Source organism: Massilia sp. LXY-6, assembly GCF_051233485.1.
GTDB lineage: Bacteria > Pseudomonadota > Gammaproteobacteria > Burkholderiales > Burkholderiaceae_D > Telluria.
The window spans coordinates 125,691-146,823 of sequence record NZ_JBKFGF010000021.1 but is presented as its reverse complement, the minus strand read 5'-3'; the positions used below and the strand labels follow the sequence as shown (position 1 = coordinate 146,823).

Sequence of the window (21,133 nt, the reverse complement as noted above, 5' to 3'; positions counted from 1 at the left end):
CTGTTTCAGCGTTGTCGTGAAAATAACAACACTACACAAAATTCAGACTCAATCGTGCAGCACTTTCTTGAAATTTTGCTTATAGTGGTTCAGCTTTGTTGAGTCCGACTTGGCGAAGACCGGCGGACACGGCAAAGTTTTAGACAAAATTCCTTTAGAGAGAGATACGACATGGCGACTGGCACTGTGAAATGGTTCAACGATTCCAAGGGTTTCGGCTTCATCAAACCGGATGACGGCGGCGATGATCTGTTCGCGCACTTCTCGGCGATCAACACGGCCGGCTTCAAATCCTTGGCGGAGAACCAGCGCGTCAGCTTCGATATCACCACCGGACCGAAGGGCAAGCAAGCGTCGAACATCCAGCCGCAAGCATAATTGCCGATAGCCGGCTCGACCGGCTCCAGAAGAGCGCCGTGCAGTTTGCCGGCGCTTTTTTCGTTTACCTTGGCCCCGATCCCATCTACATTGTCAGGAGTGACTTATCCGGGAGCTTGATATGGCCATCACCAATGGTTCCGCCGGCACCAATGTCCATGAGATCGCTGACGGCGTCTATCGTATCAATACGCCGGTCAACCTCGTACCGGGCGGCTTCTCGTTCAACCAATATCTGATCGTGGACGATCAACCGCTTCTTTTTCACACCGGACCAAGAAAGATGTTCCTGCTGGTTCGGGAAGCCGTGGAAAGCATCATGCCGGTCAGCGATCTGCGCTTCATTGCCTTGTCCCATTTCGAAGCGGATGAATGCGGCTCCCTGAATGAATGGCTGGGCCTTGCACCCCAGGCTGTCCCCTTGTGCAGCCGGGTTGCGGCAATGGTGTCGGTGAATGATTTTGCCGATAGACCAGCCCATGCAATGGCCGACGGCGCCGAGCTCAGATTGGGGACGCGCTCGGTCAAGTGGCTCGATGCGCCGCATTTGCCTCACGGCTGGGAAACGGGCTTCCTGATGGATACCCGAACCCGGACCCTATTTTGTGGCGACCTTTTCACCCAGGGCGGCGTCGGTGCGGCCGCCCTGACCAGCGATGACATCCTGGAGAACAGCGAGGCGTTTCGGAAACCGATGGATTATTTTTCGCACTCGACCAATACCGAACAATTGATCGAACACTTGGCAAGCGAATTGCCCGGCACCCTGGCGTGCATGCATGGGAGCGCCTGGAGCGGCGATGGCGCAAGCCTGCTGCGTGCCCTCGGCGAAAGGCTCGTCAGCGCTTAGGCAGATGCTTAGTGGCGGTGGCCGCAACCGCTGGCAGCCGGGGCCGGGGCGCCCGGCAGCACGGTGCCCGGCTCGCGTCCGCCGTCACCCGCGAAGCCGGCCGCGTGCAGGCGCTCCAGGTAGTCCTGCCACAGCGCGTCGTGTTCCCGGCCCAGCTTGTACAAATAGTCCCAGGTATAGATGCCGGTGTTGTGGCCATCGGTAAACAGCGGCTTCACCGCATAGTTGCCGACCGGCTCGACACCTTCGATGCCGACGTCGCGCTTGCCGACCTGCAGCACTTCCTGGCCGGGGCCATGGCCCTTCACTTCGGCCGAGGGCGAGTACACGCGCATCAGTTCGAAGGGGATAGAAAAGGCGGCGCCGTCGTCGAAGGCGATTTCCAGCAGTTTGGATTGCTGGCGGATGGTGAGGTTGGTTGGCGTGGGCATGGTTTCTACAAGTGTCAACCCGTCGTCCCCGCGCAGGCGGGGATCCAAGTTCTGCATGCGCAGTCGCTACGCGTGCAACTTGGGTTCCCGCCTTCGCGGGAACGACGGGACAGGCTCATTTTACTGCTTTGCGAATTTTTGCTCGATCGTCTTCGCCAACTGGGGCAAGAGCGCCCGCCGCTGCGCCAGCACCGCCTCGTCCGTCGACCGCACTGCCTGGGCCCATACCGGCGCCGGGAAATGCGCGTCGTCGGCGTAGCGCGGGATGACGTGCCAGTGCAAGTGCGGCACCACGTTGCCGAGGCTGGCGACGTTCACCTTCAGCGGCTGCATCACCTCGCGCACCGCCTGTTCCAGCTTCCACACGGCGTCGTTCAGCAGCAGGCGGTCGGCGTCCGCCAGGTCGCTCAGCTCGCGCACGTGTTCGTTCCAGATCACGCGCGCGAAGCCGGGGTAATTGGCCTCGTCAGCCAGGATCACCGAGAACTTGTCGTTGGCGACCACCCTGGAAGCAGCCGCCAGTTCGCACAGTTCGCACCCTGCAAGCCTCGTCACACCAGCACCCGCTCGATACCACCGTTGTTCGCATTCGCCACGTAATTCGGCAGCCAGTTCTCGCCCAGCAGATGGCGCGCGATCTCGACCACGATGTAGTCGGCGGTCGTGCCCGAATCGTCGTTGTAGCGCGACAGGCCCTGCAGGCAGGACGGGCAGCTGGTCAGGATCTTGACGTCGCCGCTGAAGCCGTCGGCACGCAGTTTATCGGCGCCCTTCTCCATCTCCTGCTCCTTGCGGAAGCGCACCTGGGTCGCGATATCGGGACGGGACACGGCGAAGGTGCCCGATTCGCCGCAGCAGCGATCGTTCTTCTCGATTTTGACCTTGTCGGCGGTCTGCACCAGCGCGTTCACGGTCTTCATCGAATCCTGCAGCTTCATCGGCGTGTGGCAGGGGTCGTGGTACATGTAGCGCGTACCGGTCACGCCTTCCAGCTTCACGCCCTTCTCCAGCAGGTACTCGTGGATGTCCATGATGCGGCAGCCGGGGAAGATCTTCTCGAACTCGTAGGTCGCGAGCTGGTCGTAGCAGGTGCCGCAGGAGACCAGGACCGTCTTGATGTCGAGGTAGTTCAGCGTGTTGGCCATGCGGTGGAACAGCACGCGGTTATCCGTCATCATCTTGTCGGCCTTGTCGTACTGGCCGGCGCCGCGCTGGGGGTAGCCGCAGCACAGGTAGCCCGGCGGCAGCACGGTTTGCACCCCGACTTCCCACAGCATCGCCTGGGTCGCCAGGCCCACCTGCGAGAACAGGCGCTCGGAGCCGCAGCCCGGGAAGTAGAACACGGCCTCGGTGTCGGCGTTGGTCGCCTTCGGGTTGCGGATGATCGGGATGACCTTGTCGTCCTCGATGTCGAGGAGCGCCCGCGCGGTCTTCTTCGGCAGGTTGCCCGGCATCTTCTTGTTCACGAAGTGGATCACCTGCTCGCGGATCGGGGCCTTGCCGGTGGTCGGCGGCGGTGCCTTGGTCTGCTCCTTGGCGACGGCCTTCAGCATGCTGGCGCCCAGGCGCTGCGCCTTGTAGCCGAAGTCGACCATCGCCTTGCGGGTGGCGTTGATGGTGGTCGGGTCGGTCGCGTTCAGGAAGAACATGGCGGCACGGTTGGCCGGCTTGAAGCTTCGCTTGTCCATCTTGCGCAGCAGGTTACGCATGTTCATCGAGACGTCGCCGAAGTCGATGTTGACCGGGCACGGCGTCACGCACTTGTGGCACACGGTGCAGTGGTCGGACACGTCCTCGAATTCTTCCCAGTGCCTGATGGAGACGCCGCGCCGGGTCTGTTCCTCGTACAGGAAGGCCTCGATCAGCGCCGAGGTCGCGAGGATCTTGTCGCGCGGCGAGTACAGCAGGTTCGACTGCGGCACGTGGGTCGTGCAGACCGGCTTGCACTTGCCGCAGCGCAGGCAGTCCTTGATGCTGTTGGCGATCTCGCCGATGTCGCTCTGTTGCATGATCAGCGACTCGTGGCCCATCAGCCCGAACGACGGCGTGTAGGCGTTGCGCAGGTCGGCCGCCACGGCCGTCGTATTCAACAGCTTGCCCTTGTTGAAACGCCCTTCCGGATCGACGCGCAATTTATAGTCGCGGAACTCGCGGATCTCTTCGTCGGTCAGGAATTCGAGCTTGGTGATGCCGATGCCGTGCTCGCCCGAGATCACGCCGTCCAGCGAACGCGCCAGCTTCATGATGCGCTCGACCGCCTTGTGCGCATCCTGCAGCATCGCGTAGTCGTCCGAATTCACCGGCAGGTTGGTGTGGACGTTGCCGTCGCCCGCGTGCATGTGCAGCGCGACGAACACGCGCGAGCGCAGCACGCGCTGGTGGATGGCCGTGGCTTCGTCGAGGATCGGCTTGTAGGCCGCGCCGTTGAAGATCTGGCGCAGCGGCGCGCGGATGTCGTTCTTCCACGAGACGCGCACCGTGTGGTCCTGCACCACGTCGAACAGGGTCGCCTGCGGCTGGTTCGAGATGCGCCGTTCGAAGGTCTCGTAGAAACCGTCCAGGCCGAACTCGGCCAGCTTGGTCCGCACGTCCGCCAGCGGCTGGTCGAGATTCGTCAGCAGCCAGCCCCAGCGCGCCGCGACATTCTTCAGCAGCTCGCCGGCCTGCTGCGGACGGTCGCCCAGGATCTCCTCTTTCGACACGCCCTCGCCGGTGGCGTCGTCGGCCTTGGTCACTTCGAGTTGCCCGGAGGTGAACAAGGCATGCAGTTCCTCGACCAGCTTCAGCTTGTTCTTGATCGAGAGTTCGATGTTGATGCGTTCGATGCCGTCGGTGTACTCGCCCATGCGGTTCAGGGGAATCACGACGTCCTCGTTGATCTTGAAGGCGTTGGTGTGGCGGGCGATGGCCGCGGTGCGGGCGCGGTCCAGCCAGAACTTCTTGCGCGCTTCGGGGCTGACGGCAACAAAGCCTTCGCCCACGCGGGTGTTCGCCAGGCGCACCACTTCCGAGGCGGCTTGCGCGACCGCGTTCTCGTCGTCGCCGACGATGTCGCCGAACAGGGCCATCTTGGGCAGCGTACCGCGCTTGGATTTGGTGGCATAACCGACCGCGCGCAGGTAGCGCTCGTCCAGGTGCTCCAGGCCCGCCAGGCGCAGGCTCTCGAATTCCGGCTTGCCGCTCTTGGGCAGGCTGTCCAGGTAATCCTTGATCTCGACGATCGACGGGATCGCGTCGCGCGCCTGGCCGAAGAATTCGAGCGCCACGGTGCGCGTGAACTTCGGCATCTTGTGCAGGATCCAGCGGCCCGAGGTGATCAGGCCGTCCGTGCCTTCTTTCTGGATGCCCGGCAGGCCGGCCAGGAACTTGTCGGTCACGTCCTTGCCCAGGCCTTCCTTGCGGAAGCGGCGGCCTTCGATGGCCAAGGTCTCGGTGCGGAACGGCGCGCCCTTGGGTGCGCCCTTCTCCGACGGATGGGTCCACTCCAGTTTGAACGTCGCGACCGGGGCATCGTGGATCTTGCCGAGGTTATGGTCGACGCGGGTGACGTCGAGCCAGTCGCCGTTCGGATCGACCATGCGCCAGGACGCCAGGTTGTCGAGCGCGGTCCCCCACAGCACGGCCTTCTTGCCGCCCGCGTTCATCGCGATGTTCCCGCCGATGCAGGAGGCGTGGGCCGAGGTCGGGTCGACCGCGAACACGAAGCCGGCCTTCTCGGCCGCTTGCGAGACTTGCTGGGTGACCACGCCGGCGCCCGTGAAAATGGTCGCGTACTCGCGGTCCACGCCCGGCAGGCGGCTCAGCTCGACCTGCCCCAGCTGGATCAGCTTTTCGGTGTTGATGACGGCCGACATCGGGGTCAGCGGAATCGCGCCGCCGGTATAGCCGGTGCCGCCGCCGCGCGGGATAATCGTCAGTCCCAGTTCGATGCAGCCCTTGACCAGGCCGGCCATCTCGTCCTCGCTGTCCGGCAGCAGTACCAGGAACGGGTATTCGACGCGCCAGTCGGTGGCGTCGGTCACGTGCGAGGTGCGGTGCATGCCGTCGAAGCGGATGTTGCGCTTGTCCGTGTAGCGGCCCAGCACGGTTTTCGCGCGCTTGCGCAGGTCGTACATCTCGCGGAACTCGTTGCCGAAGTCGTCGACCGCCTTGCGGGCCGCGGCCAGCAGCTGCTCGACCGCGTTGCTGCGCGCCGCGGCGGTGGCCGGATCGGCGCCGTCGCCGGCATCGACGGCCAGGCGGCGCTTGTCGACTTCGGCCAGGCGGTGATGCAGGGCCTCGATCAGCTTGGCGCGCCGCTTTGGGTTGTCCAGCATGTCGTCCTGCAGATACGGATTACGGCGCACCACCCAGATGTCGCCCAGCACCTCGTACAGCATGCGCGCCGAGCGCCCGGTCTGGCGTGCCCCGCGCAGTTGGTCCAGCAGCCGCCACGAGGATTCACCCAGCAGCCGGATCACGATTTCGCGATCGGAAAACGAGGTGTAGTTATAAGGAATTTCGCGCAGGCGGGCGGGCGCGTTCTCTTCGAGAAGGGCGTGGATATTGGTTGGTGCGTTCATGGAATCGGCTGACGAACTGACGCGTAGTGGACAGTCATTCTAGCTTATTGCGATGCACCATGCTGGAAAAGGAGCGATTTTTACACGACGCAAAGGGCAGAAACAGCGGCCAATTCCGCCCACCTGCAAATTTCCATTGGTAAAAACCGCATTTTTACAGCAAAAAATCGACATGAGTCCTAGAGAGACATCTTATCCACGCAGGGTGGGCGCGGCCTTGTTCCACGCTCGGTAGCGCCGGGTCAGGCGGACGCTGCGCAATTGGTCAAGCACCAGCGTGACCAAAGGGCTATACGCGGACAGCGCCCCGCTGCCACCGGCCAGCGCATGCAGCCGGCGCCGCACCAGCGCCATGCGTGCCAGGCTGGTGAGCGCCTTGTCCTTCCAATCCACGGGCGGCATGGCGGCCGCCGGTTCGCGCCCAAGCTGCCACTCGCGCGGCAACTCGGGCACGGCGGCCAGCGCCGTCGCCATGCCGACGATGGCGACGCCGCCTGCCAGCACCTGTTCGGCAATCGCGCGGCGCGTAATGCCGCCGGTCGTCATCAGGGGCATCGCCGCGACCTTGGTCAGGTCCCTGGCGAATTCCAGGAAATAGGCTTCGCGCGCGAGCGTGCGGCCGTCGGCGGTGCGGCCCTGCATGGCGGGGCTCTCGTAACTCCCGCCGGACAACTCGACCAGATCGACCCGCTCGCCGTTCAGCATCGCCAGCACCTGGCGTGCATCGTCTTCGGAAAAGCCGCCGCGCTGGAAATCGGCCGAGTTCAGCTTGACCGCGACGCAAAAGCCCGGCGCCACGCGCGCGCGCACTGTCCTCACGACCTCCAGCAGCAGGCGTGCGCGCTTGGCCAGGCTGCCGCCCCAGGCATCCGTGCGCCGGTTCGTCAGCGGCGACAGGAACTGCGAAATCAGGTAGCCATGCGCCGCGTGGATCTGGACGCCGGTGAATCCCGCCTGCTCTGCCGCATGGGCGGTGGCGGCAAAGCGCTCGACGACGTCCGCGATGTCGGCCTCCACCATCGCGACCGGCTGCGCGAACAGCTTGCTGTGCTTGCCCATATCCAGCGCCACCGCCGACGGCGCCCACGCCAGCCCACCCATGTTGGCCATGACCTGGCGGCCCGGGTGGCTGACCTGCATCCAGGCCTGGGCGCCGCGTGCGCGCGCCGCTTGTGCCCATGCCGCGAACGGCGCGAGCGGCGTATCCGCTTCGAGCGCGATGGTGCCCGGGCCGGTGAGCGCGCGCCGGTCGACCATCACGTTGCCGGTGATGAGCAGCCCGGTGCCGCCCTCGGCCCAGCGCTGGTACAGGCGGTGGATGGCCGGTCCCGGCAACTGGCCGGCGTCGGCCAGGGTTTCCTCCATGGCGGCTTTGGCCAGGCGGTTCGGGACGGTCGCGCCATTCGGCAGGGTCAAGGGAGTGAACAGCATGGGGCTTCCTACATGGGTTGGGGATCGATGATGTATCCTAAGCTTGAAGTCAACTTCAAGGTCAAGCCTTATATGAAAATCGGTGAACTGGCGGAGCGCAGCGGCATTCCGGCATCGACCATCCGCTACTACGAACGCGAGGGCTTGCTGCCGAAAGCCCAGCGCGGCGCGAACAGCTACCGCGTCTACCAGAACGGCACGCTGGAACGCCTCGACCTGATCCAGCTTGGGCAGCGTCTCGGATTTTCGCTGGACGCGATCCGCACGGTGATGGCGCTGCAGGGCGATGCGCTCAAGGACGCGCTGCTCGGCAAACTGGAAACGCGGCTGGAAGAAATCGACCGCTTGCGCGCCGTCCTGGATGCGCAGCGCCGCTCGGTGGTCGAAGCGAAGGAACGGGTGCAGGCGGCGCGGGACCAGGGTGTATGCGCGGTCGAGGCCGCCTGGGCCGGCTGACGGCGAGCTAGCTCAGCCGAACCAGTGGCTGGTGGTGTTGCCGATCCACTTCCACCACCCGTCCGGCACATACAGCAGGGTCACGGTCATGAAGATGTAGCGCCCGAACTTGCCGATCGCCATGTACATCACGCTCGACCAGAACGGCAGGTGCAGCCAGCCGGCCAGCGTGCACAGCGGATCGCCGATGCCCGGCACCCACGACAGCAGCATGGTCTTCGAGCCGTAGCGAGCCAGCCAATGGAACCAGCGCGACTTGCGCTCCTTGGCGAAGGCGACCTTGGCACGGTAGCCGATCCAGTAGTCAACCACGCCGCCCAGGGTGTTGCCCAGGGTCGCGACCAGGATCGTCGGCCAGAACATGGCCGGGTTGGCTTTCACGACGGCGAACACGGCCGGTTCCGAGCCCAGCGGCAGCAGGGTCGCCGAGACGAAGGCGATCAGGAAGACGGAGGTGAGTCCGACGGTTGGCGCGGCGAGGACTTTCAGCAGCCAGAGGACGGCGGACTCGATCATCGAAGAATGGGGGTAGACGTAGTGTAGGTGACAGGTCCATTATAATGAGGAAAAACCCAGCATCACGACACGGTAGGCTTCGCTCCACCCCGCAGCGCCCGCCACACTGCACCCCTCGTCGGTTACCACCAGGCAGGAAAGTCCAGCGTCGCCCCGGAATCCAGTTCAGCAGAATATCGCATCCGCCATGACTACCGACTACCTCAAGAAAATCCTGACCGCGCGCGTCTACGACGTGGCCCAAGAAACTCCGCTCGAATACGCGCCGACGCTGTCCCAGCGCATGGACAACCGCATTTATTTCAAGCGCGAGGACATGCAGAGCGTGTTCAGCTTCAAGCTGCGCGGTGCCTACAACAAGATGGCGCACCTGAGGCCGGAACAGCTCAAGCGCGGCGTGATCTGCGCCTCGGCCGGCAACCATGCGCAGGGCGTGGCCCTGTCCGCGAGCCGGCTCGGCTGCCGCGCGCTGGTAGTGATGCCGACCACCACGCCGCCCGTCAAGATCGACGCGGTCAGGGCGCGTGGCGGCGCCAACGTCGAGGTGGTGCTGCACGGTGATTCCTATACCGATGCCTACAACCACGCCCTGACGCTCGAGCGCGAGCAGCAGCTGACCTTCGTGCATCCCTTCGACGATCCGGACGTGATTGCCGGCCAGGGCACGATTGGCATGGAAATCCTGCGCCAGCACTCCGGCCCGATCCACGCGATCTTCGTGGCCATCGGCGGCGGCGGGCTCATCTCCGGCGTCGGCGCCTATGTCAAAGCGGTGCGCCCGGACATCAAGATCATCGGCGTGCAAACCGTGGATTCCGATGCGATGGCGAAAAGTCTGAAAGCCGGCGAGCGCGTCACCCTGCCCGACGTCGGCCTGTTCTCGGACGGCACCGCGGTGCGCCTGGTCGGCGAGGAAACCTTCCGCCTTGCCAAGGAAGTGGTCGACGAGATCGTGATCGTCGATACCGACGCGATCTGCGCCGCAATCCAGGACGTGTTCCAGGACACCCGCAGCATCCTCGAGCCGGCCGGCGCGCTGGCCGTGGCCGGCGCCAAGGCCTATATCGAGCGTTCGCAGATGTCGCGCAATCCGGTGAAGAGCGAGACCCTGGTGGCGATCGCCTGCGGCGCCAACATGAACTTCGACCGCCTGCGCTTCGTGGCCGAGCGCGCCGAGGTCGGCGAGGACCGCGAGGCGGTGTTCGCCGTCACCATCCCCGAGCAGCGCGGCAGTTTCAAACGCTTCTGCGCGCTGGTGGGGCCGCGCAACGTCACCGAATTCAACTACCGCATCAGCGACGAGCGCGAAGCCCACATCTTCGTGGGCGTGCAAATTGGCAGTCGCAGCGAATCCGGCATGCTGGCGCGCACCTTCGAGGAACACGGCTTCCGCACCCTCGACCTCACGCATGACGAGCTGGCCAAGCTGCACATCCGCCACCTGGTCGGCGGCAAGAGCGCGCTGGCGCACGACGAGTTGCTGTACCGCTTCGAATTCCCGGAACGCCCGGGCGCGCTGATGCGCTTCCTCGACAGCATCGCGCCGAACTGGAATATCTCGCTGTTCCACTACCGCAACCAGGGTGGCGACGTCGGCCGCATCCTGGTCGGACTGCAGGTGCCGGCCGGAGAAATGGATGAGTTCCGGCAATTCCTGGCGAGCCTCGGTTACCGGCATTGGGACGAGACGCAGAACCCGGTCTACAAGTTGTTCCTGTAAGGTCACGCGTGGGCGCATGATGCCCACGCGGAAGCGGCGCATCAATTGGGATAAAGGTGTACGATACGCGGCTTTGCCGGCGCGGCGATCCCGCGTCAAGTCCGTCGTATCGAGACTGAACCATGACCAATACCCCTGATCAATCGCCGCTCGGTAAGCCCTCGGCCTACCAGACCCAGTACGCGCCCGAGCTGCTGTTTCCCATCCCGCGTCAACAGAAGCGCGACGAACTTGGCCTGAAGGGCACCCTGCCCTTCTTCGGCGTCGACATCTGGAACGCCTACGAACTGTCGTGGCTGAACATGCGCGGCAAGCCGCAGGTGGCGATCGCGACGATTACCGCGCCGAGCGATTCGCCCAACATCGTCGAGTCGAAGTCGTTCAAGCTGTACCTGAACTCCTTCAACCAGACCCGTCTGGCGAACACGGATGCCCTGCTGGCCCTGCTGCGCGAAGACCTGTCGAACGCCTTCGGCGCGCCGGTGCACGTGGCGCTGACCCTGCCGGAAGACTTCGGCAAACTGAAGATGGGCGAGCTGGAAGGCCTGCTGCTGGACCGCCTCGACGTCGAAGTCGACAACTATGCGCCGGCACCGGAACTGCTCAGCGCCAGGCACGACGAAGCCGCGGTCGAGGAGACCCTGGTCTCGCACCTGCTGAAGTCGAATTGCCTGGTGACGGGCCAGCCGGACTGGGCCAGCGTGCAGATTCATTACGTCGGTCCGCAGATCGACCAGGAAAGCCTGCTGCGCTACCTGATCGGCTTCCGCGAGCACAACGAATTTCATGAGCAATGTGTCGAGCGCATCTTTACCGACATCCTGCGCCACTGCAAACCGAACAAGCTGGCCGTGTATGCCCGCTACACCCGGCGTGGCGGGCTCGACATCAATCCCTGGCGCGCCAATTTCAGCACCGGCAAACCGCCCAACTTGCGCACTGCCCGCCAGTAAGATTCTGTGCCATGCGCGGGTTGTATAGAAAACCCACGCATCGCCCCCATCTAGTGTGCGTTTCCAGCGACAGAATCGTGGCATCAAAGCGACGTCACCAGCGCGTCGCGCCATGCCCCACACTGGGCAGCTTGGCAAGATTCGGCTAGAAAATACGAAAGATGGGCCTGAAATAAGCCTTTCCGTGCGCGAAATTTGGAATTTCGTAGCGGAAATTGTGCACGACTACATGAGGATCGCGAACGCCCAGTCGTACAGACGCGAAATCGAATTACACGGCCATAAAACAAGCCTATAATTCCCGCTCGCAAGCACCTGGGTGCACCGCAATACGAAGCGTGTTATGACTAATTTAAGCAAAATCCTCTCGCTCGAGAACGTTCAGCTTGATCTGGAAGTGTCGAGCAAGAAGCGCGCCTTTGAACAGGCCGGCCTGATTTTCGAGAACAACTGCGGCATCGCCCGCTCGACGGTCTCGGATAACCTGTTCGCGCGCGAACGCCTCGGTTCGACCGGTCTCGGCCATGGTGTGGCCGTGCCGCATGGCCGGATCAAGGGCAGCAAGAGCCTGAAGTCGCCGCTGGCCGCCTTCGTGCGCCTGGCCGAGCCGATTCCCTTCGAATCGCCCGACGGCCTGCCGGTGAGCCTGCTGTTCTTCCTGCTGATTCCGGACCACGTGACCCAGCAGCACCTGGAGATCCTGTCCGAGATCGCCGAACTGTTCTCGGACGAAGCGGTGCGCACCGCCCTGGCTACCGACCCGGATCCGCGCTCGGTCCACGAGCGCATCATCAACTGGCAACCGAGCCTGCAGGCCCTGGGTTGAATTTACCGAAAATTTCATGCTCCAGACTCCGCTGACCATCCAAAGGCTGTACGACGACAATCGCGACAGCCTGCAACTCGGCTGGTTCGCAGGTTTCCCCGGCGGCGAGCGCCTGATCTCGGGCGACGCGGTCTCGGCCGCCGACCAGGTCGGCCACCTGAACCTGATCCACCCGGGCCGCATCCAGGTGTTCGGGCACCAGGAACTGAATTACTACCAGCGCCTGAAAACCGGTTCGCGCAGCCACATGATCGGCGAGATGATCGCGGGCGGCCCGCCGGCCCTGATCATCGCCCAGGGCCTGGACACGCCGCCGGACATCCTCGCCATTTGCGACGAGCAGAACATCCCGCTGTTCTCGACCCCCTTGCCGGCGGCCCAGGTGATCGACTTCCTGCGCGTCTATTTATCCAAGAAACTGGCGCAGCGCGTGATCATGCACGGTGTGTTCATGGACGTGCTGGGCGTGGGGGTCCTGATCACCGGCGATTCCGGCCTCGGTAAAAGCGAACTGGGCCTGGAACTGATCTCGCGCTCGCACGGCCTGGTGGCCGACGATGCGGTAGAGTTCTCGCGCATCGCCCCGAACATGATCGAAGGCCGCTGCCCGCCGCTGCTGCAGAACCTGCTCGAAGTACGCGGCCTGGGCCTGCTCGACATCAAGGCGATCTTCGGCGAGACCGCCGTGCGCCGCAAGATGCGGCTGAAGCTGATCGTCCACCTAGTCAAGCGCGGTGCGCTGGACGAGGAAGTCGAGCGATTACCCTTCCACTTCCCGACCGAGGACGTGCTCGGCCTGCCGATCCGCAAGGTCGTGATCCCCGTCGCGGCCGGCCGCAACATCGCGGTGCTGCTCGAAGCCGCGGTACGCAATACCATCCTGCAGCTGCGCGGCATCGACACGCTGCAGGAGTTCATGGAGCGTCAACGCCAGGCGATGAGCGGCGATTAAGCGCGAGCGCCGGCCAAGAGGTGCAACAAAGTCACACATTGTTGCGGTATCATCAGCGTATGCGCATCGTTCTCATCACCGGTATCTCGGGCTCCGGTAAATCGGTTGCCCTCAATGTCCTCGAAGACGCAGGCTATTACTGCGTCGACAATCTGCCACCTCCCCTGCTGCCTTCGCTGGTGGACACGATCAATGGCGACAGCAAATGCGTCGCCATCGCGGTCGACGCGCGCAGCGCCGAGTCGCTGGTCGAACTGCCGGCCACGGTGCGTTCGCTGCGCGAGCAGGGCCATGAGGTGAAGGTGATGTACCTGACCGCCAGCACCCACTCGCTGGTGGCGCGCTTTTCCGAAACCCGCCGCAGCCATCCGCTGTCGCACGAGCTGCGTCCGGGCGAAAACCCGGCTGCGCGCCGCACATTGATCGAATGTATCCTGGAAGAGCGCGAGCGCCTGGGGCCGATCGAGAAGCTGGGCCACGTGATCGACACCTCGGAACTGTCGGCGAACAAGCTGCGCGCCTGGGTCAAGGAACTGGCCGAGGTCGAATACGCGCGGCTGACCCTGTATTTCGAATCGTTCGCCTTCAAGCACGGCGTGCCGCTCGACGCCGACTTCGTGTTCGACGTGCGCGCCGTGCCGAACCCCTACTACGACCTGACGCTGCGTCCGCTGACCGGCAAGGACGCGCCCGTCATCGCCTTCCTCGACGCCCAGCCCCAGGCCGCCGAGATGCTGGCCGACATCCGCGCCTTCGTGGCGAAATGGCTGCCCTCGTTCAAGACCGACAACCGCAGCTACCTGACGGTGGCGGTCGGCTGCACGGGCGGCCAGCACCGTTCGGTCTACATGGCGGAACGGCTGGCGGCCTACTTCGGCGATACTGAACGGGTGGTCGTCCGGCATCGCGAGCAGCACTGAAGCGTTTGCCAAGGTACCGCTAACGTATGATCGTCGTTCCGGCTAACGTATGAGCATGGGCCCCCGCCTGCGCGGGGGCGACGTAGGTGCTTACACCAACCCAGTCGCGTAATACACCCCGATCACGAAGAACACCGCCAGGGTCTTGATGACCGTGACGGCGAAGATCTCGCGGTAGGACTCGCGGTGGGTCAGTCCGGTCACCGCCAGCAGGGTGATGACGGCGCCGTTGTGCGGCAGGGTGTCCATGCCGCCGCTGGCCATCGCGACCACCCGGTGCAGCACTTCCATCGGAATGTGGGCCGCTTCCGCGCCCTTGATGAACAGGTCGGACATGGCGGCCAGCGCAATGCTCATGCCGCCCGAGGCCGAACCGGTGATGCCGGCCAGCGAGCTGACCGACACCGCGGCATTCACCAGCGGATTCGGAATCCCTTTCAATGCATCGCTCACGACGATGAAGCCCGGCAGCGCGGCGATCACGCCGCCGAAGCCGTATTCGGACGCGGTGTTCATCGCCGCCAGCAGGGCGCCGCCGACGGCCTCTTTCGAGCCCGCCGCGAAACGCCGGCTGACGCTTCGGAACGCGGTCGCGACCACCAGCAGGATGCCGAGCAGCAGCGCGGCTTCGACCGACCAGATCGCCAGCACGGTCTTGATCGTCGCCGTCACCGGGGTGTGCACGCCGGGCAGGACGTCGGACGGCACCGTGTAGGCGTCGCCGCCGTACCAGACCGGGATCATCTTGGTGAACACGAAATTGGCGACGCCCACCAGCACCAGCGGCAGCACCGCGATGAGCGGATTCGGCAGCGCTTCGCCGGACGTCTCCTGCGGCTCGTTGGCGAGCGAGCTGCCGTAGCCTTCACCCTTGGCCATCGCGGCGCGGCGGCGCCACTCCAGGTAGGACAGGCCGACCACGATGATGAACAGCGAGCCGATGGTGCCGAGCGCCGGCGCGGCCCAGCCGGTGGTCTTGAAGAAGGTGGTCGGAATGATGTTCTGGATCTGCGGGGTGCCCGGCAGCGAATCCATGGTGAACGAGAAGGCGCCCAGCGCGATCGCGCCCGGCATCAGGCGCTTCGGGATATTGCTTTGCCGGTAGAGCTCGGCCGCGAACGGATACACCGCGAACACCACCACGAACAGCGACACGCCGCCATAGGTCAGCAGCGCACACACGGCGACGATCACGGCGTTCGCGCGCGAGCGGCCGATGTAGCGGATCGCGGCCTGCACGATGGACTTCGAAAAGCCGGACATCTCGATCACCTTGCCGAACACGGCGCCGAGCATGAAGACGGGGAAGTAGAGCTTGACGAAGCCGACCATCTTTTCCATGAAGATGCCGGTAAACACCGGCGCCACGGCGGACGGGTCGGTGAACAGGACCGCGCCGAGCGCGGCGATCGGTGCGAACAGGATGACGCTATAGCCGCGGTAGGCGGCAACCATCAGGAAGGCCAGTGCGGCCAGGACAATCAGAAACGACAAATCAGACTCCATTATTGTTGTACTCGTCCGGACGCGTTGCTGCCGTCCGGACGTATCGATGCATGTCCCACAGCCCGAAGCTTCGGGCAGGGGACATTCCTTGCTTCATGCCGCGCAGGCGGCAACGAATTCATTTGCCGGCGAGCTGGCGCAGGCGGCGCGCCTTCAGGTCTTCGAGCCTGGCGTCGTCCCAGCTGTAGAAACCCTGGCCGGTGCTGGCGCCCAGCTCGCCCTTCTCCACGTGGGCGCGCATCAGCTCGAGCACGTCCTCGTCCTTGGCGAGTTCCGGCATCAGGTTGGCGCCGATGCCCATCAGGGTCTGCAGGCCGCCCAGGTCGGCGCTCTCGAAGGGGCCCATGATGCTGTAGCGCCGCCCCAGGCAGGCTTTCATGACGGCGTCCACGGTCTCGGGCGTGGCCGCACCCGAACGCACGATGTGCAGCGCCTCGCGCAGTACCGCGAATTGCAGGCGGTTGCCGATGAAGCCGGGAATGGCGGCCTTCAGCACGACCGGCTCGGCTTTGGCACCGGCCAGCAGCGCGACGCAGCGCTCGACCACCTCGGGTGCGGTCGCGCTGCCCGGCACCACCTCCACCAGCGGGATCAGGTGCGGCGGGTTCCAGTAATGCGCGACCAGGAAGCGCCCGGGCGCCGCCATGTGTTCGGACAGCGCGTCCGGCGGAAAGCCGCTGGTATTGCTGGCGATGATGGCGTGCGGGGCCATGATGGCTTCCAGCTGCGCATACAGCGCGTGCTTGGCCGTGAGGACTTCGGGAATCGCCTCGATCGCCATGGCCGCGCCGGCCAGTTCGCCCGCATCCTTCGTCACGCGCAGGCGCGCGAGCGCGGCATCGCGTGCCTGCGCGTCGATGAGGCCGGCGTCGATCAACTGGGACAGGATGTCGGCCGCCACGGCCGGGATGCCGGCAGCACGGCCGGGGTCGGCTTCCACCACCAGCGTGGCATGGCCGGCCAGGGCGAACTTCGTCGCGATGCCTACCCCCATCAGGCCGCCGCCTACGACACCGATCAAGTGATCATTTGTCATTTCGCCTCCTTTATTTCTTTATGCAAATTACATCACCCGCAAAGATAGCAGGGATGATGCATTGCGTCATCGGAAAGCGGGGACTACCGTATTTATACTAGGTGTCGCAGCGGATGCGCGTACGCCGGCCACACCGGCTCGAAGAAGCGCGCCACCATCTCCGGCGTGACGGCATCGAGCGTGGGCGGATTCCATGTCGGCGCATTGTCCTTGTCGATCACCAGGGCGCGCACGCCTTCCAGCACTTCGCCGTGCTCGAAGTTGCGGCGCACCAGCGAGCGCTCCATGCGCAGGCAGCCGGCCACGTCCATCGTGGCGCCGCGCACCAGCATCTCGCGCGTCACGCACATCATCAATGGCGAGCGTTGGCGCATCGCCGCCAGGGCTTTCTGCGCGAAGGGATGGTCGTCGCCCTCCAGCGACGACATCACCGCCTGCACGGACGCCGCGCCGAAGTGCCGGTCGACCAGCGCGCGCTGGGCCTGCAGTTCGCTGGCCCCCGCCTGCGGGGCGAACGGTGCCGCGAAGGCGCGGATCGCGGCCGCCAATTGCGCGCCCGGCGTCTTCGCGATCAGCGCGTGCAGGGCGTCCAGTTCGGTGCTTGGTACGAACACGTCGGCCAGGCCGACATGGAGCGCATCGGCGGCACCGATGGTCAAGCCCGTCAGGCCCAAGTACACGCCGAGCGCGCCCGGCGCGTGCGACAGGAAGTGGCTGCCGCCGACGTCCGGGAACAGGCCGATGTTCACCTCGGGCATCGCCATCTTCGTGCGCTCGGTCGCGATGCGCAGGCCGGTTTCCGGGCCGCCCTGGGCGATGCCCATGCCGCCGCCCATCACCACGCCATCCATCAGCGCGATATAGGGCTTCGGATAAAAATGGATCAGGTGGTTCAGCGCGTATTCTTCGGTAAAGAAGTCTTCCAGCAAGGCACTGCCGCCCATGGGCGTGGCATGGCCGGCCTGGTGGAAAAAGCGGATGTCGCCGCCCGCGCACAGGGCTTTCTCGCTGCTGCTCGTGATGACGACGGCGTCGACGTTCGCGTCGTCGCGCCAGGCCAGCAAGGTTTCCGTGAGTGCGCGCACCATCTCCAGCGACAGCGAGTTCAGGGCCTTGGGACGGTCCAGGGTAATCACGCCGGTGCCGTTCGCCACCCGGGTCTGCACGTATTCGCTCATGTCTCTTTTTATTGATTGAAAAGGAAAACGGCATTCTAGCGCCCAACAACGAAAAGGGCGCCAATGCGCCCTTCCTTACCTGTGCTGCGCCAGCGGAATCGTCACGCTGCAGCGGCAGCTTCTTCCTCTCCCCCTTCATTGGCCATGCGTTTCAGCGGCGTACTACTGTGATCCTGGAGCATCTGCTTGTACTTCTGGACTTGCCTGTCGAGTCGGTCCATCAGCATGTCGATTGCCGCGTACAGGTCGTGTGCGGCACTCGCAACGTGAACGATTTTCCCGGCAACGCGCAAGTTGATCTCGGCCTTCTGGCGTTTTTCTTTCTCGGTGAGATTGTCTATGCAGAGGATGACGTGGGAGTCGATCACTTGATCGAAATGGCGGGTGATGCGTTCGAGCTTGTTCTGTACGTATTCTCGGATTGCTGGGGTTACATCGAGATGATGTCCGCTGATAGTGAGATTCATACACACTCCTTTGAAGATGCGCTGCCTGGCATGCGCAGGTCGCGCGCCGGACGGCGTTATTGCAAGAGCTTGCTGCTAAAAATAGCTACAGGGATTTGCGGAGGCTGACGGGAGGGATCTTCAGCGCCTCACGGTACTTCGCAACCGTGCGGCGTGCGATAACCATTCCCTGTTCCCCTAGCATCTCCGCGATCTTGCTATCGGATAAAGGGTTTTTAGGGTCTTCTGCTCCTGTGAGTTGTACGATGAGGGCCCGGATCGCGGTCGAGGATGCTTCACCTCCTGCCTCGGTCGCGACGTGACTCCCGAAAAAGTACTTCAACTCAAACATGCCGTGCGGCGTCAGCATGTATTTTTGAGTTGTCACCCGAGAAATCGTGCTCTCGTGTAGACCTAGTGTATCAGCTATCTCACGTAAAACAAGGGGCCGCATGGCAACCGCGCCATGGGAGAAAAAGTTCCGTTGGCGCTCGACAATGGCTTGCGCCACCCGCAGGATGGTGTCGAAACGCTGGCGCATGTTCTTGATGAGCCACTTCGCTTCCTGCAGCTGCGCCGCCAGCTGCGACTCCGATTTCCCCTGCTTCATCAAGGCGGCGTACAGGCTGTTCACGCGCAGGCGCGGCATCACGTCGGGATTCAGCTGCACGCTCCAGCCATCCTTCGCGCGGCGCACGATCACGTCCGGCACCACGAAGTCGGAGACATCGGACGCGAAGGCCGCGCCCGGATGCGGATTGCACCGGCGGATCACGACCTGGGCTTCGCGCAGGTCCTCGTCGTCGCAGTCGAGGGCCTTCTTCAGCTTGTTGAATTCGCGCTGCGCGAACCAGGTCAGGTAGCGTTCGACGATGGTCAGCGCCATGCGCCGCGTCACCATCGGCACGCCGGGCATGCGGCGGATCTGCAGTGCCAGGCACTCGGCGGCGCTGCGCGCACCCACGCCGGGCGGGTCCATGCTCTGCACCAGCGACAGGGCGGTGCGCACTTCGTCGAACTCGATTTCCAGTTCGGCCGGCAGGCGCGCGTGCAGTTCGTCCAGCGATTCCTCGAGGTAGCCGTTGTCGTCGAGGGTGTCGACAACGATCTCGACCAGCGCGCAGTCGCGCGGCGAGATGCAGGTCAGGCGCACCTGCTCCATCAGGTGTTCGCGCAGCGAGACGGGGCTGGCTTCCAGCTGCGGGCGGCCGTCCTCTTCCTCGCCGCCGCTGCCGGAGCGGCCCGGCTCACCCCAGTCCATCTCGCGCTCGGCGCCGCCGGAGTCGCCGTTGTCGCCGTCGCTGCCTTCGGCTTCGCCGCCGCCGCCGCCGCCCTCCTCTCCCTGGCTGGACGAGGGCGGCGAGTCAGGCGTGGTGGAGGTCGACGAACCGTTGTTGATCGCGCCGTCCGCCAGCAGGCGCACGGAACGGTCGAGCGGATCGTCGAGGCGCTCGAGCAGCGGGTTGTCGCCCAGGACCTGTTCGATCTCCTGGTGCAGCTCGAGAGTGGACAGCTGCAGCAGGCGGATCGACTGCTGGAGTTGCGGTGTCAGCGCAAGGTGCTGTGATGTCTTGAGTTGCAGCGTCTGTTTCATGACTACATCCGGAAGTGTTCACCCAGGTAGACGCGGCGGACCGATTCGTTGGCGATGATATCGTCGGGCCGGCCCGATGCGAGCACCGCGCCCTGGTTGATGATGTAGGCGCGGTCGCAGATGCCGAGCGTCTCGCGCACGTTGTGGTCGGTGATCAGGACGCCGATGCCGCGCTCCTTCAGGAAGCGCACGATGCGCTGGATCTCGATCACCGCGATCGGGTCGACACCGGCGAACGGCTCGTCCAGCAGCACGAAGCGCGGATCGGTCGCCAGCGCGCGCGCGATCTCCACGCGGCGCCGTTCGCCGCCCGACAGCGACAGCGCCGGGTTCTCGCGCAGCTTCTCGATCTGCAGCTCGGCCAGCAGTTCGTCGAGGCGCTCGTCGATGCGGGCGCGGCTCAACGGCTTGCCGTTCTCGCGCTGCAGTTCGAGCACGGCGCGGATGTTCTCTTCCACCGTCAGCTTGCGGAACACCGAAGCTTCCTGCGGCAGGTAGGACAGGCCCAGCATGGCGCGCCGGTGGATCGGCAGGCTGGTGATGTCGGTGCCGTTGATGACGATGGCACCGGCATCGGCCGGCACCAGGCCCACGATCATGTAGAACGAGGTGGTCTTGCCGGCGCCGTTCGGGCCGAGCAGGCCGACCACTTCGCCGCAGGCGACCTGCAGCGAGACGTCGCGCACCACCAGGCGCTTGCCGTAGCTTTTCTGCAGTCCCTTGACGACCAGGGTGCTGCCGCCTGCGATGGCGCCGTCTGCGATGGCGCCGGCTTCTGCATGGACATCCGTCATTGCTTGGCTGCTCCCGCGGGTTGTGCCGCAGCCGGCACGGCACGGCGCGGCGCGATGATGATGGTGCTGCGGCCGCCGCCTGCCTTGCTCGCGCCGCTGGCGTCGTTGTGCACGTTCGCCTGCTCGGTACGGTTGTCGTAGGAGATGAACGGGCCGTTCACCTCGCTCGTCATGCGCTTGCCTTCGAGCTGCTTGACGACCGCGTTCGAGAACAGCTTGACCACCTCGGTGCGCTCGTCGTATTCGATGCGCTGGGCCTGGCCCTCGGTCCACAGGTCGGGGCCGCCGTCGCGCTTCTGGCGGAAGCTCGCGGTCTTGCCCGGCGCGGCCGTCAGCGTCAGCAGCATGTAGCCTTCGGGGGTTTCCTTCATCACGGCCTTGTCCGACTTAATCAGCAGCGTGCCGCGCGTCAGCACGACATTGCCGGTCAGGATACGGGTCTGGGTCGCCTCGTCGATATGGCCGTTGTCGAAGTCGATCTGGGCCTGCTTGAGGGAATCCGCCCGCTCGGCCGTGGCGGTGAGGCTTGCCAGCAGGAGCGCGGCGACAGCGAATATTTTTTTCATTGGATGCGAATCCTTTCA

The 21,133-nt window shown here is 64.4% G+C and carries 20 protein-coding genes; 8 read left to right on the top strand and 12 right to left on the bottom strand.

Annotated features, from left to right (window positions below; genetic code table 11):
- Positions 1 to 171: 171 nt before the first annotated feature.
- A complete protein-coding gene (locus ACI48D_RS11060) occupies positions 172 to 378 on the top strand; it encodes a cold-shock protein (RefSeq protein ID WP_435571262.1) in 207 nt (68 codons plus the stop codon).
- Between the two features lie 121 nt (positions 379 to 499).
- Entirely contained in the window at positions 500 to 1,228 is a 729-nt protein-coding gene (locus ACI48D_RS11055; protein WP_435571261.1) for an MBL fold metallo-hydrolase, read from the top strand.
- A gap of 8 nt (positions 1,229 to 1,236) precedes the next feature.
- Here the strand turns inward: ACI48D_RS11055 and ACI48D_RS11050 are convergent, their stop codons facing one another.
- The 4 genes from ACI48D_RS11050 to ACI48D_RS11035 form a co-directional block, all read right to left on the bottom strand.
- The gene (locus ACI48D_RS11050) at positions 1,237 to 1,659 is read right to left on the bottom strand and encodes a gamma-butyrobetaine hydroxylase-like domain-containing protein (RefSeq protein ID WP_435571260.1); all 423 of its coding nucleotides are present in this window, start codon (positions 1,657 to 1,659) and stop codon (positions 1,237 to 1,239) included.
- 120 nt (positions 1,660 to 1,779) lie between these two features.
- Positions 1,780 to 2,214: an HIT family protein gene (locus tag ACI48D_RS11045; protein ID WP_435571259.1), complete on the bottom strand. Its 435-nt coding sequence runs from the start codon at positions 2,212 to 2,214 to the stop codon at positions 1,780 to 1,782.
- On the bottom strand, positions 2,211 to 6,221 hold the full coding sequence (locus ACI48D_RS11040; protein WP_435571258.1) for a DUF3683 domain-containing protein: 4,011 nt from the start codon (positions 6,219 to 6,221) through the stop codon (positions 2,211 to 2,213). Before ACI48D_RS11040 ends, ACI48D_RS11045 begins: the two co-directional genes overlap by 4 nt.
- A gap of 192 nt (positions 6,222 to 6,413) precedes the next feature.
- Positions 6,414 to 7,652 carry an NADH:flavin oxidoreductase/NADH oxidase family protein gene (locus ACI48D_RS11035; protein ID WP_435571257.1) on the bottom strand — a complete coding sequence of 413 codons (1,239 nt, stop codon included), beginning with the start codon at positions 7,650 to 7,652 and terminating at the stop codon, positions 6,414 to 6,416.
- Positions 7,653 to 7,724: 72 nt separating this feature from the next.
- On the opposite strand from ACI48D_RS11035, the gene ACI48D_RS11030 reads away from it, so the two are divergent.
- Positions 7,725 to 8,108 (top strand): MerR family transcriptional regulator, encoded by a 384-nt coding sequence (locus ACI48D_RS11030; RefSeq protein ID WP_435571256.1) that lies wholly within the window; start codon positions 7,725 to 7,727, stop codon positions 8,106 to 8,108.
- A 12-nt stretch (positions 8,109 to 8,120) separates the two neighbouring features.
- Here the strand turns inward: ACI48D_RS11030 and ACI48D_RS11025 are convergent, their stop codons facing one another.
- Entirely contained in the window at positions 8,121 to 8,624 is a 504-nt protein-coding gene (locus ACI48D_RS11025) for a YqaA family protein (protein WP_435571255.1), read from the bottom strand.
- A 187-nt stretch (positions 8,625 to 8,811) separates the two neighbouring features.
- Here ACI48D_RS11025 and ilvA point away from each other — a divergent pair, with 187 nt between their 5' ends.
- The 5 genes from ilvA (at position 8,812) to rapZ (ending at position 13,995) form a co-directional block, all read left to right on the top strand.
- Positions 8,812 to 10,344 carry a threonine ammonia-lyase, biosynthetic gene (ilvA, locus tag ACI48D_RS11020; RefSeq protein ID WP_435571254.1) on the top strand — a complete coding sequence of 511 codons (1,533 nt, stop codon included), beginning with the start codon at positions 8,812 to 8,814 and terminating at the stop codon, positions 10,342 to 10,344.
- Positions 10,345 to 10,466: 122 nt separating this feature from the next.
- On the top strand, positions 10,467 to 11,297 hold the full coding sequence (gene queF, locus ACI48D_RS11015) for an NADPH-dependent 7-cyano-7-deazaguanine reductase QueF (RefSeq protein ID WP_435571253.1): 831 nt from the start codon (positions 10,467 to 10,469) through the stop codon (positions 11,295 to 11,297).
- 343 nt (positions 11,298 to 11,640) lie between these two features.
- Positions 11,641 to 12,123: a PTS sugar transporter subunit IIA gene (locus ACI48D_RS11010; RefSeq protein ID WP_435571252.1), complete on the top strand. Its 483-nt coding sequence runs from the start codon at positions 11,641 to 11,643 to the stop codon at positions 12,121 to 12,123.
- A 16-nt stretch (positions 12,124 to 12,139) separates the two neighbouring features.
- Positions 12,140 to 13,075 carry an HPr(Ser) kinase/phosphatase gene (gene hprK, locus ACI48D_RS11005; protein WP_230024320.1) on the top strand — a complete coding sequence of 312 codons (936 nt, stop codon included), beginning with the start codon at positions 12,140 to 12,142 and terminating at the stop codon, positions 13,073 to 13,075.
- Between the two features lie 59 nt (positions 13,076 to 13,134).
- Positions 13,135 to 13,995, top strand: a complete 861-nt coding sequence (rapZ, locus tag ACI48D_RS11000) for an RNase adapter RapZ (RefSeq protein ID WP_435571251.1) — start codon at positions 13,135 to 13,137, stop codon at positions 13,993 to 13,995.
- A gap of 90 nt (positions 13,996 to 14,085) precedes the next feature.
- On the opposite strand, the gene ACI48D_RS10995 is transcribed toward rapZ, so the two are convergent.
- The 7 genes from ACI48D_RS10995 to lptA form a co-directional block, all read right to left on the bottom strand.
- Complete coding sequence (locus ACI48D_RS10995; protein ID WP_435571250.1) at positions 14,086 to 15,489, bottom strand: GntP family permease; 1,404 nt, start codon at positions 15,487 to 15,489, stop codon at positions 14,086 to 14,088.
- Positions 15,490 to 15,619: 130 nt separating this feature from the next.
- Positions 15,620 to 16,537: a 3-hydroxyacyl-CoA dehydrogenase family protein gene (locus ACI48D_RS10990; protein WP_435571249.1), complete on the bottom strand. Its 918-nt coding sequence runs from the start codon at positions 16,535 to 16,537 to the stop codon at positions 15,620 to 15,622.
- Between the two features lie 92 nt (positions 16,538 to 16,629).
- Positions 16,630 to 17,715 (bottom strand): enoyl-CoA hydratase/isomerase family protein, encoded by a 1,086-nt coding sequence (locus ACI48D_RS10985; RefSeq protein ID WP_435571248.1) that lies wholly within the window; start codon positions 17,713 to 17,715, stop codon positions 16,630 to 16,632.
- Between the two features lie 101 nt (positions 17,716 to 17,816).
- On the bottom strand, positions 17,817 to 18,182 hold the full coding sequence (gene hpf, locus ACI48D_RS10980) for a ribosome hibernation-promoting factor, HPF/YfiA family (RefSeq protein ID WP_435571247.1): 366 nt from the start codon (positions 18,180 to 18,182) through the stop codon (positions 17,817 to 17,819).
- An 85-nt stretch (positions 18,183 to 18,267) separates the two neighbouring features.
- Positions 18,268 to 19,755, bottom strand: coding sequence for an RNA polymerase factor sigma-54 (locus ACI48D_RS10975; RefSeq protein ID WP_435571246.1), 1,488 nt, complete (start codon positions 19,753 to 19,755; stop codon positions 18,268 to 18,270).
- Positions 19,756 to 19,757: 2 nt separating this feature from the next.
- On the bottom strand, positions 19,758 to 20,549 hold the full coding sequence (lptB, locus tag ACI48D_RS10970; protein ID WP_435571245.1) for an LPS export ABC transporter ATP-binding protein: 792 nt from the start codon (positions 20,547 to 20,549) through the stop codon (positions 19,758 to 19,760).
- On the bottom strand, positions 20,546 to 21,115 hold the full coding sequence (gene lptA, locus ACI48D_RS10965) for a lipopolysaccharide transport periplasmic protein LptA (RefSeq protein ID WP_435571244.1): 570 nt from the start codon (positions 21,113 to 21,115) through the stop codon (positions 20,546 to 20,548). Before lptA ends, lptB begins: the two co-directional genes overlap by 4 nt.
- Between the last annotated feature and the right edge of the window lie 18 nt (positions 21,116 to 21,133).

What these genes read in the sequence shown, in the direction of transcription:
- ACI48D_RS11030 (WP_435571256.1), top strand. Translation starts at nt 7,725, where the DNA reads ATGAAAATCGGTGAACTGGCGGAGCGCAGCGGCATTCCGGCATCGACC.
- ACI48D_RS11040 (WP_435571258.1), bottom strand. Translation starts at nt 6,221, where the DNA reads ATGAACGCACCAACCAATATCCACGCCCTTCTCGAAGAGAACGCGCCC.
- ACI48D_RS11055 (WP_435571261.1), top strand. Translation starts at nt 500, where the DNA reads ATGGCCATCACCAATGGTTCCGCCGGCACCAATGTCCATGAGATCGCT.
- ACI48D_RS11010 (WP_435571252.1), top strand. Translation starts at nt 11,641, where the DNA reads ATGACTAATTTAAGCAAAATCCTCTCGCTCGAGAACGTTCAGCTTGAT.
- ACI48D_RS11050 (WP_435571260.1), bottom strand. Translation starts at nt 1,659, where the DNA reads ATGCCCACGCCAACCAACCTCACCATCCGCCAGCAATCCAAACTGCTG.
- ilvA (WP_435571254.1), top strand. Translation starts at nt 8,812, where the DNA reads ATGACTACCGACTACCTCAAGAAAATCCTGACCGCGCGCGTCTACGAC.
- hprK (WP_230024320.1), top strand. Translation starts at nt 12,140, where the DNA reads ATGCTCCAGACTCCGCTGACCATCCAAAGGCTGTACGACGACAATCGC.
- ACI48D_RS11035 (WP_435571257.1), bottom strand. Translation starts at nt 7,652, where the DNA reads ATGCTGTTCACTCCCTTGACCCTGCCGAATGGCGCGACCGTCCCGAAC.
- ACI48D_RS11060 (WP_435571262.1), top strand. Translation starts at nt 172, where the DNA reads ATGGCGACTGGCACTGTGAAATGGTTCAACGATTCCAAGGGTTTCGGC.
- rapZ (WP_435571251.1), top strand. Translation starts at nt 13,135, where the DNA reads ATGCGCATCGTTCTCATCACCGGTATCTCGGGCTCCGGTAAATCGGTT.
- ACI48D_RS11025 (WP_435571255.1), bottom strand. Translation starts at nt 8,624, where the DNA reads ATGATCGAGTCCGCCGTCCTCTGGCTGCTGAAAGTCCTCGCCGCGCCA.
- hpf (WP_435571247.1), bottom strand. Translation starts at nt 18,182, where the DNA reads ATGAATCTCACTATCAGCGGACATCATCTCGATGTAACCCCAGCAATC.
- lptB (WP_435571245.1), bottom strand. Translation starts at nt 20,549, where the DNA reads ATGACGGATGTCCATGCAGAAGCCGGCGCCATCGCAGACGGCGCCATC.
- ACI48D_RS10985 (WP_435571248.1), bottom strand. Translation starts at nt 17,715, where the DNA reads ATGAGCGAATACGTGCAGACCCGGGTGGCGAACGGCACCGGCGTGATT.
- ACI48D_RS10990 (WP_435571249.1), bottom strand. Translation starts at nt 16,537, where the DNA reads ATGACAAATGATCACTTGATCGGTGTCGTAGGCGGCGGCCTGATGGGG.
- queF (WP_435571253.1), top strand. Translation starts at nt 10,467, where the DNA reads ATGACCAATACCCCTGATCAATCGCCGCTCGGTAAGCCCTCGGCCTAC.
- lptA (WP_435571244.1), bottom strand. Translation starts at nt 21,115, where the DNA reads ATGAAAAAAATATTCGCTGTCGCCGCGCTCCTGCTGGCAAGCCTCACC.
- ACI48D_RS10975 (WP_435571246.1), bottom strand. Translation starts at nt 19,755, where the DNA reads ATGAAACAGACGCTGCAACTCAAGACATCACAGCACCTTGCGCTGACA.